The following is a 14,250-nucleotide window of genomic DNA, read 5'->3' as shown; positions in this document are numbered from 1 at the left end:
CCTGGCTGGTGACCAGCTTCGGGGTCGGCGCGGCCATGGGCAGCGGGGCGGTGGGTCCGGTCATCGAGTGGGGTTCTGAGCAGGCCGGATACGTGCTCCGTACGGAACACCGCCCCGGCCCTCACGTCGTCCGGTGGGTCAGTTCGACTGGTAGAAGCCGAGCAGGTCGACCAGCAGGTCGGCGTCCGACCAGCTCTGGTTCCAGAAGTCGATGATGCCGCCCTTGCCGCCCGGGGTCTGCGCGAGGTTCGGGACGGTCGCGCCGGCCGTCCAGTTCAGCGTCGAGGAGACCGGGCGCTGCGGGACGACCGCGGTGCCGTTCCGGTAGGCGGACCAGTAGTTCGGGTCGGTGTCGACCGAGAGGAAGCCGGCCCCGGCGGTGTTGGTGACGGTGGTGTTCAGCACCCAGCCCTCGACCTGCGGGGAGGTGGTGTCGCCCTCCATCCCCAGCGCGAAGAAGCTGCGGCCCGGCATCGGGGCGCCCGTCCGGTCGGGGGTGGTCTCGCGGGTGTCGAGGACGCGCTCCGGCGACACGAGCGGGACCAGGGCGGACCGGCTGGCGGGGCTGTAGTAGCCGACCACGTCGACCACCGCGTCCGTCGGGAGCCAGCTGCCGTTGCGGACGGTGATCTTGCCGTCCTGGCCGACCGGCACGATCACCGCGTTGGCCACCGTCTGGCCGGCGGTGAAGTTCACGTTGGAGGTGGTCGGGACGGCCTGCCCGGTCGGGTAGGCGATCAGGTGGCCGTCCGCCTGCGGGTTGGTGACCGTCAGGTTGAGCGCCACGGCGGTGACGCCCGACGGCACCCCGTTGCGGCCGGCGACGGCGACGTCGAAGCCCGACGTCGCGGGGACCTTGCCCTGGGCCGTGCCGATGCCCTCACGGGTGTCGACGATGCGGGTCTGCGGCACCGACTTGTAGCCGCTGGCGGTGGTGGGCGTGAAGTAGCCGGTGACGTCGGCGAGCAGGTCGACCGGGGCCCAGTCCGAGTTGAACAGGTACACGTAGCCGTCCGGACCGACCGAGGCGACCACCAGGTTCGGAACGGTCTGGCCGGGGACGAAGTTGAGGCTCGACGTCGTGGCGTTCTGGGCCAGGTCCTGGCTGGGCGCCACCGAGATGTGGCCGGAGCCCGAGGTGTTGGTGACGGTGACGTTGAGGACCACCGCGGCGACCCCGTTCGGGATCTGGGCGGCGCCGTCGATCTTCAGGGCCACGGTGCCGCGGGCGGGGACCTTGGCCTTGGCGGCGCCGATGCCCTCCCGGGTGTCCAGCAGGCGGGTGGGGGTGTGCGGCGTGAACTCGGCGCCGGCGGTGACGACCTGGACCTGGTTCTTGGCGACCACCGTCCCGCTCGTGAGCGTGACCGTGATGTCGAACGCGCCGACGGTCTTGTACTGGTGGATGTCGACGTGCGCGTTGGCGGCGCCGGCGGTGAGGGCGACGGGATAGGAGCTCGTGGTCCCGTCGCCCCAGGAGATGGTGAGGTTGCCCGTGGTGGTCTCGCTGGACGAGAGCGTGGTCTTGAGGCTGAAGCCGTGAGCGCTGAAGGCCGTGGCCTGCAGGTCGACGCCGAGGTTCGCGGCGTTCTGCGCGGCGGGTGCGTTCTGGGCGGGCGCGTCCTGCGCGGGCGCACCCTGTGCCGGGGCCGCCGCCCGCTCGCCGGCCTTCGACGAGACGACCGTGCGGTCGGCGGAGCTGTTGAAGGTCTTGCCCGGGAGCTTCTTCGTCGCGTCGAGGCCGGCGACGCCGGAGGCGGGCGAGGAGGGTGCCGCGGCGGGAGCGGCCGCCTGGGCGATTCCGGACGAGGTGAGACCGACACCGGCCGCCACGAGGGCAGCGAGAACCACAAGTCGGCGATTGCGCACCGATTCCCCCACAGTTTCATCAAATGCCGAACGGATTCGACACAGTTCGAATGTGTGTTCAGCGTACAGGTCGTGCGCAGGTCATGGGACCGGGTTTTTCCGGGGCGTTCGACGGTCGCTCGACGGGGCGTTCGACCCGTGGGCGATTTACGGCCCATGGATGATTTAGGAATTGACGCCGCATTTGCGCGGTCCGGGGTACGGAGTCGGAAAACACGGGAAGGCCCCGGTTCGTACAAAGGCACCGCGGAACGATCCCCGGAAGACACCCCAGGAGGTCCGATGCAGATCCCCGGTCCCGAGCCGAGAGCGGACGGCGGGGTGGGCGCCATCGCGCGGGCGGGCGGGTTGCACGACTACCAGCTGTGGCTGCACGCCGAGTACGGGCCCGTCGTGCGGTTCCAACTGCCGGGGGCCGAGACCGCGGTGTCGATCGCCGACCCGGTGCTGCTGGAGGCCGTGGCCCACCTCGACGAGCGCCCGCCGGGGCTGTTCTCGTTCCTGGACCCGCTGTTCGAGGCGGGCAACCTCCAGGTGCTCCCGGCCGGGGAGCACGGCCCGTGGCGCCGGCTGCTGCTCACCGTCCTCGCCGGACGGCCGTCGCACGAACGGCACTTCGCCCGCTTCACCGCCCTGGCGGCCGGGCTCGCCGACCGCTGGGCCGCCCTGCCCGCCGGTCAGGCCGTCGAGCTCCAGCGGGAACTCACCGGGCTCTCCCTCCGGATGATCTGCGGCTACGCCCTGGACGGCGGGACGGACGACCCGGACGGGGGGATCGAGGACCCGGAGGGTGTGGTCGAGGCCTTCGAGGCGGTGCTCACCGACCAGTTGGAGCGCCTCTACCGGGTGCCGTCCGAGCAGCCCCCGGAGCAGCGCGCCGAACGGGCCGCCCGGGCGCTCGCCCGACTGCGGGCGACGGTCGACCGGGTGATCGCCGCGCACCACCGGGGCCACCCCGGCGGCCGGAGCGGCGGGGACGGCAGCGGTGGGGGCGGCAGCGGTGGGGACCGCAGCGACCTGATCGGCGCCCTCGTCGAGGCCGGGGAGAGCCCCGCGCGGATCCGCGACACCGTCCTCGCGGTGATGCTGGCCGCCCACCACACCACGGGCGTCGCCGTCTCCTGGACCCTGCACCTGCTCGCCGCCCACCCGGCGGCGGCCGCGCGCGTCACCGAGGAGCTCGACCGCGTCCTCGGCGACCGCCCGGTGCCCGACCACGCCGACCTGCGCCGGCTGCCGTACCTGGGGATGGTCCTGCGCGAGTCCCTGCGCCGGTACCCGCCCGGCCCCTACGGCGCCCGGCTGGCCACCGGGCCGCTGGCCGTCGGCGGGTACGTCGTCCCCGCCGGGGCGGTGGTCTTCCTCCCGATCCGGGCCGTCCACCTGAACCCCGCGTACTGGCCCGAGCCGGAGCGGTTCCGGCCCGAGCGGTTCACCCCCGAGGAGTCGGCGGGGCGGCCCCGGCTGGCCTGGATCCCGTTCGGCCTGGGGCCGCGCGCCTGCGAGGGGGAGGGCCTGGCCGTGGTGGAGGCCCAGGTGCTGCTGGCCGTGCTGCTCAAGCGGCTGCGCTTCCGGCCGGAGCCGGGCCACCGGGTGGTCCCGGTCGAACGGTTCGTGCTCTGGGCCGCCGACGACATCCGCATGCTGGTCGAGCCGCGGGCCGCGGCGGGCGAGCCCGCCCGCTGAACAGGCCCGTCGAACAGGTCGGCCGAACCGGTCTGGCGGGAAACCCTATCGCGATATATCGTGAGTTCCTGTCCGCGCCGCTGACCCCAACGCGCGAAGACCATCGCCGAGTTCAGGACGGGAAGTATGCCGGGAGAGATCGTGCCCGCCGCAGGGAAGCAGGCCGCCCGCGGCCAGGAGTCCGCGATGCGGGCCTCCCACGCCGACCGGGACCGGGTGGCCGAGCTGCTGCGCATCGCGGCGGGCGACGGCCGGCTGACCTCGGAGGAGCTGGACGAGCGCCTGGAGGCCGCCCTGTCCGCGCGGACGATCGGCGACCTGGCCGGACTCACCACCGACCTGCCGCCCGTCTCGCTCGCCCCCGGCGGGGTGGTGGCGGAGGTCAAGGACGTCCTGACGATCGACCAGCGGTGGAGCCGGGTCAGGCGGGAGGGGCGCTGGGTGGTGCCGCGCCGCCTGGAGCTCTTCGTGGAGTGGTGCGACGTGACGCTCGACTTCACCGAGGCGGTGATCACGCAGGACACCCTGCAGATCGACCTGGACATGGAGGGCAAGACCCTGACCCTGATCACCGGGCCGGGCATCGTGGTCGACGCCGACGGCCTGGCCCTGGAGTTCGGCCGGATCAGGAACCGCCGGGCGCCGGACCACGGTGCGCCGGTCACGCTGCGGATCGAACTGGTCGGCAGGAAGCGCCACGGCCGCGTGGTCGTGCGCCGGCCCCGGCGGACGGCCGGACGGTGGCTGCTCAGGAAGCCCCTGGCCCTGCCACCCGGTGACTGACGGTCCGTCATGGCGGCGGAGGCGGTTTCGTGTCGTACGCCGCAACCGTCGAGCTCCGGCCCCGACCTCCCCTACCCTTCCTCCATGCTCTCTGTGGTGGTCGCCCCCTGGGCGGGAAAAGCGGAGCCGGTGTTCGTCCACAATCCGGACGAACTTCACGACGCCGCCAGCACGATGAAGGTCGCGGTGCTCGCCGCGCTCTGCCGCGGCGGGGCGAACCTCGACGCCGAGGTGCCGGTGGTGAACCGCTTCGAGTCCGTCGTGGGCGGCGAGTTCGGCAACGACCCGGACTGGGACAGCGATCCGCTGCCCTGGGAGCTGGTCGGCACCCACGTGCCGCTCCGGCTGCTCGCCGAGCGGATGATCACCCACTCCTCCAACCTGGCCACCAACATCTGCCTGGCCCGCACCACCCAGCAGGCCGTCACCGAGGTATGGCGCCGCGCCGGTGCCACCCACAGCTCCACCCCGCGCGGGATCGAGGACTACGCGGCGCGCGCCCAGGGCGTGCACAACCGGGTGACGGCCCGCGACCTGGTCCGGCTGCTGCGCTCGCTCGCCGGGGAGCCCGAGCTCCTCGCCCTCCTCGAGTGCAACGAGTTCCGGGTGGACCTGGCCGCCGGCCTCCCCTCCAACACCCGGATCGCCTTCAAGAACGGCTGGGTCCCAGGCGCCCGGCTCGGCGTCGGCCTCGTCCAGCCGGCCGACTGCCCGCCCTACCTGATCGCCGTCTGCTACACCGGCCCGCTCGCCGACGGCACGGACCGCACCGACCCGGCGGCCCGCCTGCTCGCCCGCGTCTCCAAGGCGGTGTGGGACCGCCGGGACCAGATCAGCCGCCCGGCGCCGGTGACCCGTCCGGTGCCCTCGGCCGGTCCTGCGCCGCTCCGCTCGGCGGGTTGATCCGTACCGGCCCCGCGTGGCCGGTGCGTTCGCCACGCTCCCCGTCGGGCTGCGGACCGCCCCCGTTCTGGTGTTCGGCGCCAAACCGTAACCGATCGTGCGCGCATGATGATCGGTCGGTTGCGGTATCCGATTGAGGCGTCCTGCTCAAGCGGTCGGGGGTGGGCTGAGAATGTCGTCCCGTCTACGGATGTTCGCCCGGTGGATCACGGCGACTGCGGTCGTGGCCGGCTACGTGGCGTTGCACCTGCTGGTCAACGTCGGCATGGGGCAGTGGGTGGGTGGGAGCAGGGCGGGGGCGCTGTGGTGCGGGGCGGTGGCGCTTGCGCTGGCCGGGCCCGCGCTGTGGCTGCGGCACCGGCGCCGGTCGGGGGTCGCCGAACTCGTGGGGCTCGTCACCCGCTTCACCCCGCCCGTCCCGCGCTGGCGACGAGCGGTCCTGCTGGTCAACGGCCTCGGGTACATGCTGTTCGCGGCGGGAATCGTGGCGGTCCGCTCCTCGGAGCGGCAGGGTGACAAGCTGTCGCTGGAGGGGCAGCTCCTGATGTTGGCGGGCGGTCTGGCGGCCCTGGGCTGCGGTCTGCTGATCCTGCGCCGGACGCGTCGGCACGCGGCTCCGGGGGCGGCCGAGATCCTGCTCTCGGACGGGCGCAGGCCGGTGCTCTACCTGCGGAGCTTCGCCGACGACGAGGTGGCCGCCCAGGTGGACGACGGTGCGCCCATCAACCTCCATACGAGGGAGGAGCAACTCGCCGGCGCCCTGGGATCGGTGGGCCCCGTCATCGCCGTGGGGCGGCCGGGGGAACCCCTGCCCCTCCTGGGCGCGGCCCGCTTCTACCTGCCGCTCGACGACTGGCAGGGCACCGTGCGGCGGCTGATGAGCCTGTCGCAGCTCATCGTGCTGCGCCTCGGGCACGGGGACGGGCTGTGGTGGGAGGTCGGACAGGCGCGGGCCACGCAGCCGGCGGGCAAGCTGATCCTGCTGACCCCGGGAAACGGTGCCGATCTGGTGGACCGGCTCAACGAACACCTGGTCACCTCGGTGCCCGTGGGCGAGCTGACGGCAGGTCGGCACTGGGTCGGCGCCGTCGTGGCCTTCGACAATCTCTGGACACCCCGGGTGTTCCCGGTCGGTTCCGGACGCAAGGGCCTGTGGGCACGGATGGCGAAGGCGGGCCTGCTGGGGGACCAGACGCCCACGGCGGACGTGGCGCGTGCCGTTCGGACGGCCCTGGCAGTCGGCGGGTACCGGAGGCGGACGATGGTGTGGCGGGCCCAAGTCGCCACGGGCAAAGCGGGTTTGATCGGGCTCTGGCTCGTCGGGGTGATCGCCCTGCCGTGCTGGCTCGGGTACCGGGTGTTGCAGCTGGCAGGTCTCTGGTGAGCCGGGGACACGGGAAGTCAGGGGGAAACGTGGACGGTTCGCAGCGGTACAGGGCCGTGGCCGGGTGGGGCGTCGCGGCGTCGGTCCTGGTCGTCGTGGTGATGGTGTACAACGTGTTGGCGACGTGGACCGACTGGCGCGCGTACCTGCTCTACGAGGACGCTCTCGCCGGGAAGGCCACGCTGGCGGACCTCCAGGCGGTAGAGGACTGGGCGGACTTCTTCGGGGATTCCGTCTACCTCGCGTTGGCCCTCCCCGCCGGAATCGTGGTGACGGTGTGGCTGTGGCGGGCGCGGATCAACGCCGAGCTGCTGGGCGGCCCGGGCAGTCAGCGCCGGGCCCGGGCCTGGGTGGTCGGCGGCTGGTGGCCGCTGGCGAACCTCTGGATTCCGTACCAGGTCATCTCGGACGTCTGGCAGGCCAGTGCGCCGCGGCGGCCCGTCTCCCGTGCCCTGATCGGAGTCTGGTCAGTGGCGTGGGTGATCTGCTTGTACGTGGGCCGGGGTTACGCGTACCTGGTGGACAAGGACACGCCCACGGAGGACGACCTGCGTCGTGCCATCGCCTACTCCACCATCGCCACGGTGGCGACCGTGGTCGCCGGCGTGATCATCCTCCATGTCATCCACCGCGTCAGTACCTGGCAGACCCAGCGGCGCGCCGAAGCGCGCCGCTGAACCCGCGGGCCGTCAGTACGGCTGCACGAGGACGTGCGCCGCGCCGGGGATGCCGACCTTGAGCAGCTCGTCCTCCTCCGGCGTGGTCGCGGTGCCCGTCTCCTGCTTGAGGACGGCCCGGGACAGGGCCTGGACCCACATGGCGCGCGGGCGGCGGCGGGCCTCCCAGGCGGTGAGGGCGGCCGGGACGGTGTCCTCCGCGTCCAGGCTCCGGGCGAGCACGAGCGCGTCCTCGACGGCCATCGCGGCGCCCTGGGCGAGGTGCGGGGTGGAGGCGTGGGCGGCGTCGCCGGCCAGGACGATCCGGCCGACGTGCCAGGGCTCCTCGACGGTGACCTGGGAGATCCGCGAGTAGACCACGGCGGCCGGGTCGGTGATCTGCGCCAGCGCCTCGGCGATCGGGCCGCCGAAGCCGGCCAGCCGCTCGCGCAGCTGCTCGTGGGCGCGCTCCGGGTCGGGGCGGAAGTCCTCGGCCTCGGCGAAGACCGAGCCCAGGTACATCTGCTCCGCGCTGATCGGGGTGAGCAGCGCCTTCGCGTTCAGGTTGCCGGAGGACATCACCACGCCCCGCACCTCGGGCGAACGCGGGACGGTCACACGCCAGTTGGCGAAGCCGGTGTACTCGGGGGCGTACTTCTCGCCGTACAGGTGGCGGCGCAGCGGCGAGCCGATGCCGTCGAAGCCGACGACCAGGTCGTAGCGGCCGACCTGCCCGTCGGTGAGGGCGGCCTCGATGCCGTGGGCGTCCTCGCGCAGGGTGCCGATGGTGGTGCCGAAGCGGAGGGTGGCGCCCGCCTTGACGGCGGCGTCGGCGAGGACGCGGGCCAGCGCGGGGCGCGGGATGCCGTTGTTGGAGGGGGCGTCGCCCATCCGGGGCTGCGGGATCTTCGCGAGGGTGGCGCCGGCCGGGTCGCAGATGGTCAGCACCTCCCACTCGAACCCGGCGGCGAGGCAGTCGTCCAGGACGCCGATCTCGCGCATCACGTGCAGGGCGTTGGACGGCTGGATGATGCCGACGCCGAGGGCCTCCAACTGCTCGCGCAGCTCGGCGACGTCGACCTGGTGGCCGCGCGTGGCGAGGGCGGTCGCGAGGGTGAGGCCGCCGATGCCGCCGCCGTTGACGAGGACGCGCAGGGGTCTGTTCATGAGGGGGGCTCCGAAAGGAAGTTCACAGGAGGTGCGGGGGTGCGGGGGCGGTGCGGGGCCCGGCCGGAGCCGGTCCGGCCGAGCGGGCACGGCGGTCGAGGCGAAGGGTCGGCCGGGATGTCGGTCCGGCCGGGATGTCGGTCTGGCCGGGGCCGGTTCAGCCGACGGGTGTGGCGGCGAGCTCCATCAGGTGGTCGACCAGGGCGAGCAGCAGGTCCCGCCCGAAGGCGCGCTCGCGCACGTCCCCGAGCAGCATCGGCACCTGCGGGTCGAGGTCGAGCGCGGCCCGGATCTCGTCGGGGGTGCGGGTGTTGGTGTTGTGGAAGCAGTTGATCGCGACCACGAACGGGATGCCCCGGCTCTCGAAGAAGTCGATGGAGGCGAAGCTGGTCTCCAGCCGGCGGGTGTCGGCGATGACGATCCCGCCGAGGGCGCCGTTGACCAGGTCGTTCCACATGAACCAGAAGCGCTCCTGGCCGGGCGTGCCGAACAGGTAGACGACCAGCTCGGGGCTGACCGTGATCCGGCCGAAGTCGAGGGCGACGGTGGTGGTGGTCTTCTGGTCGACGCCGGCCAGGTCGTCGACGCCGACGCTGGCCCGGGTCAGGTACTCCTCGGTGCGCAGCGGGGCGACCTCGCTGACCGAGCCGACCAGGGTGGTCTTGCCCACGCCGAAGCCGCCCGCGATCAGGATCTTGACGGCGGCCGGGGCGGCCGGGGCGGCGGGGGCGTCGGTGGCGGAGTGGGGGGTTGCCATGTTCAGAGTCTCCGGAGTCCTTCGCGTACGGCCGTGAGCAGGCCGAGGTCCACGCCGCCGGCGGCCCGGGCCACCGACAGCGGCGCCCGCGCCTTCAGCAGGCCCTGGGCGACCAGGTCGCCCAGCAGGATCTTGGTGACCGAGACCGGGAGGTCCAGGCCCGCCGACACCTCGGCGACGGCGATCGGGCGCCGGCAGCGTTCGAGGATCAGCCGGTGTTCGGGCTGGAGGCCGCGGGCACCGGCGCGGCTGCCCCGTGCCAGGGCGGCGTCGGCCTCCTCCTCGACCGTGGTGAGCACGGTGATGAGGGTGAGGTCGTCGCGCTCGGGCGCGGTCCGGCCGCGGGTGATCGTGTACGGGCGCACCATGCTGCCCGTCTCCTCCTCCGCGTCGTCCTCCAGCTCGCTCCAGTGCGGCACGGTGCCGCGCCGCCAGGAGTCGTCCCAGCCGGACTGCCGGCCCGAGGGCGGGCCGGACGGAGAGCCGGGCTGCGGGCCGGACGGCGAACCGGAGGTCGGACCGGGTCGCGGGTCGGCCTGCCGGCCGTCGTCGCGGCCGTCCCCCCAGGCGTCGTTCCCGTACGGTTCCACCCTGGTCAGCCCCGGTTCCGGGCGGCGAAGGCGTCGAAGGAGGCCGGGGCGGCGGGGGCGCCGGGGGCCTCCTCGTGGCGGACCGGGGTGGTGAGCTTCTGGCCGACCTGCTGCACCAGGGTGTGCATCGCGACGGACATCACCTCGGCGTCCACCTCCTGGGAGGCGACCACGGCCAGGTGGGTGCCCTGGGCGGCGGCGATGACGAACAGCCAGCACTCGGCGAGCTCGACGATCACCTGGTGCACCGGGCCGCCGTCGAACAGCGCCCCGACCCCGCGGGCCAGGCTCTGCTGGCCGGTGGCGACGGCGGCCAGGCGCTCGGCGTCGGCCCGCTCGATGGTGCGGGAGTGGCTGACCACGAGACCGTCGTCGGAGAGCAGGACGGCGTTCCTGGTCCCGGGCACCGAGTCGACGAGTCCGTCCAGCAGCCAGTCCAGGTCCTGGTGGGTGGCGATCGTGCGGTTCATCACTGCTCATCCGTTCGTGTGGTTCGGGGGTCCGCGGCCGGAAGGGCCCAGGGGGCGGGCGCGGGGGCGGGGGAGGGCTCCGGCGGGGTGGCGGGCAGGCGGTGCTCGCCGCTGTCCTGGGCCCGGGCGGCGCGGGACTGCCGCTGGAAGGCGCCGATCGCCGCACCCGAGCGCCGTACCGGGCGCTCGGTGCGCTGGAACGGGCCCGCGGGCGGGGTGTCCGCGGCGGGCCGCTCGACCCACTGCGGCTGGGCCGGCGGGGGCACCCGCAGCTCGGCCGCCAGGCTGGCCTGCCGGACGCGCTGCGGCAGCGGGGGCTGGCCGGCCTGGGCCGGGCTGAACGGCACCGAGGTCCGGTACTCGCGGGGCTGGCGCCGCTCGGCCAGCCGGTAGTGGTCGGCCGGGCGGTACTGCTCGTCGGCGTACGGGGCCTCGGCCTCGGTGACCCGGGCGTAGGCGATGTCCGGGTAGGCCGGGGCGTCCTGGGCGGGCGCCGGGTCGGCCGGGGAGGTGTGCTCGATCGGCTGCTCCGGCTGGTGGTCGGGCCGGGCAGCCGTGGCGGGCTGCTCCACTCCGTACGACGGCACGGGGCCGGTGGACGGTTCAGCGTCGTACGACGGCTCCGATCCGAAGGGCTGCCCGGACGGGTACGGCTGTTCCGCCGGGTACGCCTGCCCGGCCTGGAACGGCTGCTCGGCCTGGTACGGCTGCTCGGGCCACTCCGCCTCGAACGGAGCCGCCGGGAGGACGGTCAGGGCGTCCGGGGCCGGCGGCAGCGGCTGGACGACCGCCGGCTGGAACGGGGCCGCGGGCAGCGGGACCTCCTGGAGCGTGGCCTCCGGTGCCGCGCCCCATCCCGCCGCCGGTCCCGCGTCCGGTCCCGGCCACGTCCCGGCCTCCGCCGGGGACAGCGGCACCGGGGCCCCGTGCGGGGCGTGGTCGCCCTGCGTGAAGGAGTCCACCGGCGCGACCGGCGGACCGGCCGGCACCGGGACGGGCGTCTCGTCGGAGGCCGAGCGGACGGCCCGGCGCGAGCGGCGCACCAGCGGGATCGGCTCGGTGGCCGTGCCGCCGGCGCCGTCCGGCAGCCCGGTGTCGCCCTCCAGGACCAGCTCGTCGGGGACGAGCACGACCGCCCGGGTGCCGCCGAAGGCGGACGGGCGGAACTCGATCCGCAGCCCGTGCAGGGCGGCCAGCCGGGAGACCACGTGGAAGCCGAGGCGGATGTCGTCGGCCCGGGCCAGCACGTCGGTGCGCGGCGGGCGGCTCATCAGCTCGTTGGCCGCGTCGTACTGCTCCGGGTCCATGCCGAGGCCCCGGTCCTCGATCTCGATCGCGAGCCCGCGGCCGACCACGGCGGCGCGCACCTCGACCGGTGTGGGCGGCTTGGAGAAGGTGGTGGCGTTCTCCATCAGCTCGGCGAGCACGTGCGCAACCGGGCCGACGGCCCGCTCGGAGAGCCAGGGGTCGCCCTCGATGTCGATCGAGATCCGCCGGTAGTCCTGCACCTCGCCCTGCGCGGCGCGCAGCACGTCCAGCAGCGGGACGGGCTTGCGCCAGCGCCGCTGCGGCTGGCCGCCGGCCATGATGACGAGGTTCTCCTCGTAGCGGCGCAGGCGGGCGGTGAGGTGGTCGAGGTCGAAGAGGCCCTCCAGGACCTCCGGGTCGTCGTGCTTGCGCTCCAGCTCGTCCAGCTTGCGCAGCTGGCGGCCGATCAGCAGCTGGGTGCGGCGGGCGATGCGCTGGAGCAGCCGCTCGAAGCCGCGGTGCTGCTCGGCCTGGCCGACGGCGGACTCCAGGGCGGCGGAGCGGGCCAGGTTGAGGGCCTGGCCGAGCCGGGCCAGCTCGTCGGTGCCGTTGCCGTGCGGGCCGTCCGTGATGGTGCGGGTCTCGGCCTCGACGTCCACCTGCTCGCCGCGGCCGAGGCGGTCGACCACCTCGGGCAGGGTGCGCTGCATCTCCTCGGCCTGGGTGTGCAGGTCCTTGATGCGGCGGCGCAGCGAGCGGCTGAGCCGCCAGGAAGCGATGATCACCGCGACGACCGTGATCAGGCCGACGACGGTGGTCAGCACGACCCGGGTGAGCATGCCGACGATGGCGCTCTTGGCGACCTCGATGATGCCGTTGGTGCGGTCCTCGATCGCCTTGACCAGCGGCGGGTTGAGCCCGTCGAGGGCCTGGCGCCACTGGTCCTGGGTCGCCGGGAGCTTGACGGTGCCGTTGGCGTCGGCGGCGGTGGGCTTGAGCAGGGCCTGCTCGACGGCGGCCTTGGCCTGCCAGGACGGGCTGTTGACCAGCTCGTGCCAGGCCGGTGCCTCGGCGTCCGGGATGTACGGCAGGACCTGGACGTTGAGCAGGTGGTCCTGCGCGCCGATCAGCTGCTGGACCTGCTGGTAGTCGGTGGCCGACAGTCGCCCGGTGGGCCAGCCGCGGGCCAGGACGGCGTCCTCGCGGGAGAGCATCTCCTTGGCCCAGAAGGAGTTGACCAGGGTCTTGGACAGCCAGGTGACCTCGCCGGTGTCGACGCGGCTGAGCGCGGTGAACAGCCGCAGGTCGACGCTGATCAGGTCGGTGTAGTAGGCGAAGACGCTCTGCTGGTCGGTGGTGCCGCGGTCGACGGCGGAGCGCTGCTCGGCCAGCTTGCCCATGGCCTGGCGGGCCTCGACGACGGCGGACCGGATCTCGCCGGGGGCGTTGTCGGCGGTCGCGCCGGAGAGGGTCTGGAACTGCCGCACCGCGTCGTCGGTCAGCTGGCGCTGGTGGCGCAGCTGGTCGGCGTTGGAGCCGGGCCGGGCGAGCGCCTCGGCGCTGAGCCGGCGCTCCTCCTGGAGGTTGTAGTAGACGATGTTGGACGGTTGGCCGGCCTTCTGGGCGATGGTGGCCTGGTCGGCCAGCCGCTGGAAGTCGGCGATGGTCTCACCGCTGGTCACGGCCCAGAGGGCGACCAGGGCGATGCTGGGGACGACGGCCAGGACGAGCAGCGCCGTCCGCAGGGACAGGCGTGGACGCCTGCGGGGGCCCTTCGGCGTCGGGGGCCGCCGATTCGCACGCGCGCGCAGAGCTGACTCCTTGGGGCTGGCGGCCGGCCGGTGAGGGGCGGGCCGTCCGGGCACGGTTTTTTGACGAAGCGATACTAGTCATACCGTGTGATTAGAGTGAAAACCCGTTTGCTGCCTGGGCTGTGCTTGCACACGGAGCGGACACAATGTCATTCATTCGTTGACCGTCCGTATGCGGAGCAGGCCCTTCCGGACTCGCCCGACACAGTGTCAACGAGACGCGCGGCCGACGGATGGCCGGGGTGTGAAAACTGTGTGACGCCCCGCCGGGACCCGCTCGGCACGCCCGCCGGGTCACCGCCCGGCCCGGATCCGCCCCTCCGGTCGCGTGGCGGCCCGTCCGGCGAGGGGGAGGGCGTGGAGGGCGGCCATCGGACCAATTTGTCAGGTTCTCTGAGGACTCGCGTACCACGGTCGGCCTACCCGGCACACGGCCGCGGACGCCCTCCGTGGGAGCCGCCGTTCCGATGACGTACCGGGAGTCGCCGAACGTGACGGGCGGGACACCCTCCACGGTGGCGGCCGGTCGTCGCGAAGTCCGTACGGCTCTGGAGCTGCGAACACGCTCGGTGGGCGGATACTGGAGGAGTGGGACGGATCGGACCGGGCGTCGCCGACAGGCCGCCGGAACGGTCCGACCACGGGCAACGGCCTCCAGGTCCCCGGGACCGCGCCGCCGGTGCAGGTCTCGGCGGGCGCCAGGAGCGCCGACGCAACGAGAGAGAGAAGCCGTGATGAGTTACTTCGGCCGTGGAGGAGACAGAGGCGGTGGTTACGGCCGTGACCGTGACCGTGGTCGTGGGCGTGATCGTGATCGTGGCCGCAACCGTCGTGGAAACCACCGTCGCCGTTTCGGCATGTGGTGACGGTGATTTCGGCTAGGACTGCGCACAACAGTCCCGACTAGCGCCATCACAGGGGCCGGC

Annotated in this window: 12 protein-coding genes; 6 read left to right on the top strand and 6 right to left on the bottom strand. The window is 73.4% G+C overall.

Features of this window, described 5'->3' with window-relative positions; translation table 11 throughout:
• Positions 1-138 precede the first annotated feature (138 nt).
• On the bottom strand, positions 139-1,833 hold the full coding sequence (locus tag ACFU7Z_RS23255; RefSeq protein ID WP_380779369.1) for a hypothetical protein: 1,695 nt from the start codon (positions 1,831-1,833) through the stop codon (positions 139-141).
• 318 nt (positions 1,834-2,151) lie between these two features.
• Here ACFU7Z_RS23255 and ACFU7Z_RS23250 point away from each other — a divergent pair, with 318 nt between their 5' ends.
• From ACFU7Z_RS23250 to ACFU7Z_RS23230, 5 genes are all read left to right on the top strand, one after another.
• A complete protein-coding gene (locus ACFU7Z_RS23250; protein WP_380779367.1) occupies positions 2,152-3,555 on the top strand; it encodes a cytochrome P450 in 1,404 nt (467 codons plus the stop codon).
• 126 nt (positions 3,556-3,681) lie between these two features.
• Positions 3,682-4,338: a DUF1707 domain-containing protein gene (locus ACFU7Z_RS23245; protein ID WP_380779365.1), complete on the top strand. Its 657-nt coding sequence runs from the start codon at positions 3,682-3,684 to the stop codon at positions 4,336-4,338.
• A gap of 84 nt (positions 4,339-4,422) precedes the next feature.
• Positions 4,423-5,241, top strand: a complete 819-nt coding sequence (locus ACFU7Z_RS23240; protein ID WP_380779363.1) for a serine hydrolase — start codon at positions 4,423-4,425, stop codon at positions 5,239-5,241.
• 172 nt (positions 5,242-5,413) lie between these two features.
• Positions 5,414-6,625 carry a transferase gene (locus tag ACFU7Z_RS23235; RefSeq protein ID WP_380779361.1) on the top strand — a complete coding sequence of 404 codons (1,212 nt, stop codon included), beginning with the start codon at positions 5,414-5,416 and terminating at the stop codon, positions 6,623-6,625.
• 29 nt (positions 6,626-6,654) lie between these two features.
• Positions 6,655-7,302 (top strand): DUF4328 domain-containing protein, encoded by a 648-nt coding sequence (locus ACFU7Z_RS23230; protein ID WP_375874479.1) that lies wholly within the window; start codon positions 6,655-6,657, stop codon positions 7,300-7,302.
• A 12-nt stretch (positions 7,303-7,314) separates the two neighbouring features.
• Here the strand turns inward: ACFU7Z_RS23230 and ACFU7Z_RS23225 are convergent, their stop codons facing one another.
• The 5 genes from ACFU7Z_RS23225 to ACFU7Z_RS23205 form a co-directional block, all read right to left on the bottom strand.
• Positions 7,315-8,448 carry an FAD-dependent monooxygenase gene (locus ACFU7Z_RS23225; protein WP_380779358.1) on the bottom strand — a complete coding sequence of 378 codons (1,134 nt, stop codon included), beginning with the start codon at positions 8,446-8,448 and terminating at the stop codon, positions 7,315-7,317.
• Between the two features lie 157 nt (positions 8,449-8,605).
• Positions 8,606-9,205 carry an ATP/GTP-binding protein gene (locus tag ACFU7Z_RS23220; protein WP_380779356.1) on the bottom strand — a complete coding sequence of 200 codons (600 nt, stop codon included), beginning with the start codon at positions 9,203-9,205 and terminating at the stop codon, positions 8,606-8,608.
• 2 nt (positions 9,206-9,207) lie between these two features.
• Complete coding sequence (locus ACFU7Z_RS23215; protein ID WP_380779354.1) at positions 9,208-9,795, bottom strand: DUF742 domain-containing protein; 588 nt, start codon at positions 9,793-9,795, stop codon at positions 9,208-9,210.
• Positions 9,796-9,800: 5 nt separating this feature from the next.
• The gene (locus ACFU7Z_RS23210) at positions 9,801-10,265 is read right to left on the bottom strand and encodes a roadblock/LC7 domain-containing protein (RefSeq protein ID WP_049654463.1); all 465 of its coding nucleotides are present in this window, start codon (positions 10,263-10,265) and stop codon (positions 9,801-9,803) included.
• Positions 10,265-13,195: a nitrate- and nitrite sensing domain-containing protein gene (locus ACFU7Z_RS23205; RefSeq protein WP_380779352.1), complete on the bottom strand. Its 2,931-nt coding sequence runs from the start codon at positions 13,193-13,195 to the stop codon at positions 10,265-10,267. Before ACFU7Z_RS23205 ends, ACFU7Z_RS23210 begins: the two co-directional genes overlap by 1 nt.
• Positions 13,196-14,074: 879 nt before the next feature.
• On the opposite strand from ACFU7Z_RS23205, the gene ACFU7Z_RS23200 reads away from it, so the two are divergent.
• The gene (locus ACFU7Z_RS23200; protein ID WP_255357445.1) at positions 14,075-14,206 is read left to right on the top strand and encodes a hypothetical protein; all 132 of its coding nucleotides are present in this window, start codon (positions 14,075-14,077) and stop codon (positions 14,204-14,206) included.
• Positions 14,207-14,250 lie beyond the last annotated feature (44 nt).

Source organism: Kitasatospora sp. NPDC057518, assembly GCF_042802075.1.
GTDB lineage: Bacteria > Actinomycetota > Actinomycetes > Streptomycetales > Streptomycetaceae > Kitasatospora.
Note: the sequence above shows the minus strand (reverse complement) of the source record. Positions and strands in the feature narration are given on the sequence as shown.

What these genes read in the sequence shown, in the direction of transcription:
- ACFU7Z_RS23250 (WP_380779367.1), top strand. Translation starts at nt 2,152, where the DNA reads ATGCAGATCCCCGGTCCCGAGCCGAGAGCGGACGGCGGGGTGGGCGCC.
- ACFU7Z_RS23240 (WP_380779363.1), top strand. Translation starts at nt 4,423, where the DNA reads ATGCTCTCTGTGGTGGTCGCCCCCTGGGCGGGAAAAGCGGAGCCGGTG.
- ACFU7Z_RS23210 (WP_049654463.1), bottom strand. Translation starts at nt 10,265, where the DNA reads ATGAACCGCACGATCGCCACCCACCAGGACCTGGACTGGCTGCTGGAC.
- ACFU7Z_RS23225 (WP_380779358.1), bottom strand. Translation starts at nt 8,448, where the DNA reads ATGAACAGACCCCTGCGCGTCCTCGTCAACGGCGGCGGCATCGGCGGC.
- ACFU7Z_RS23245 (WP_380779365.1), top strand. Translation starts at nt 3,682, where the DNA reads ATGCCGGGAGAGATCGTGCCCGCCGCAGGGAAGCAGGCCGCCCGCGGC.
- ACFU7Z_RS23235 (WP_380779361.1), top strand. Translation starts at nt 5,414, where the DNA reads ATGTCGTCCCGTCTACGGATGTTCGCCCGGTGGATCACGGCGACTGCG.
- ACFU7Z_RS23220 (WP_380779356.1), bottom strand. Translation starts at nt 9,205, where the DNA reads ATGGCAACCCCCCACTCCGCCACCGACGCCCCCGCCGCCCCGGCCGCC.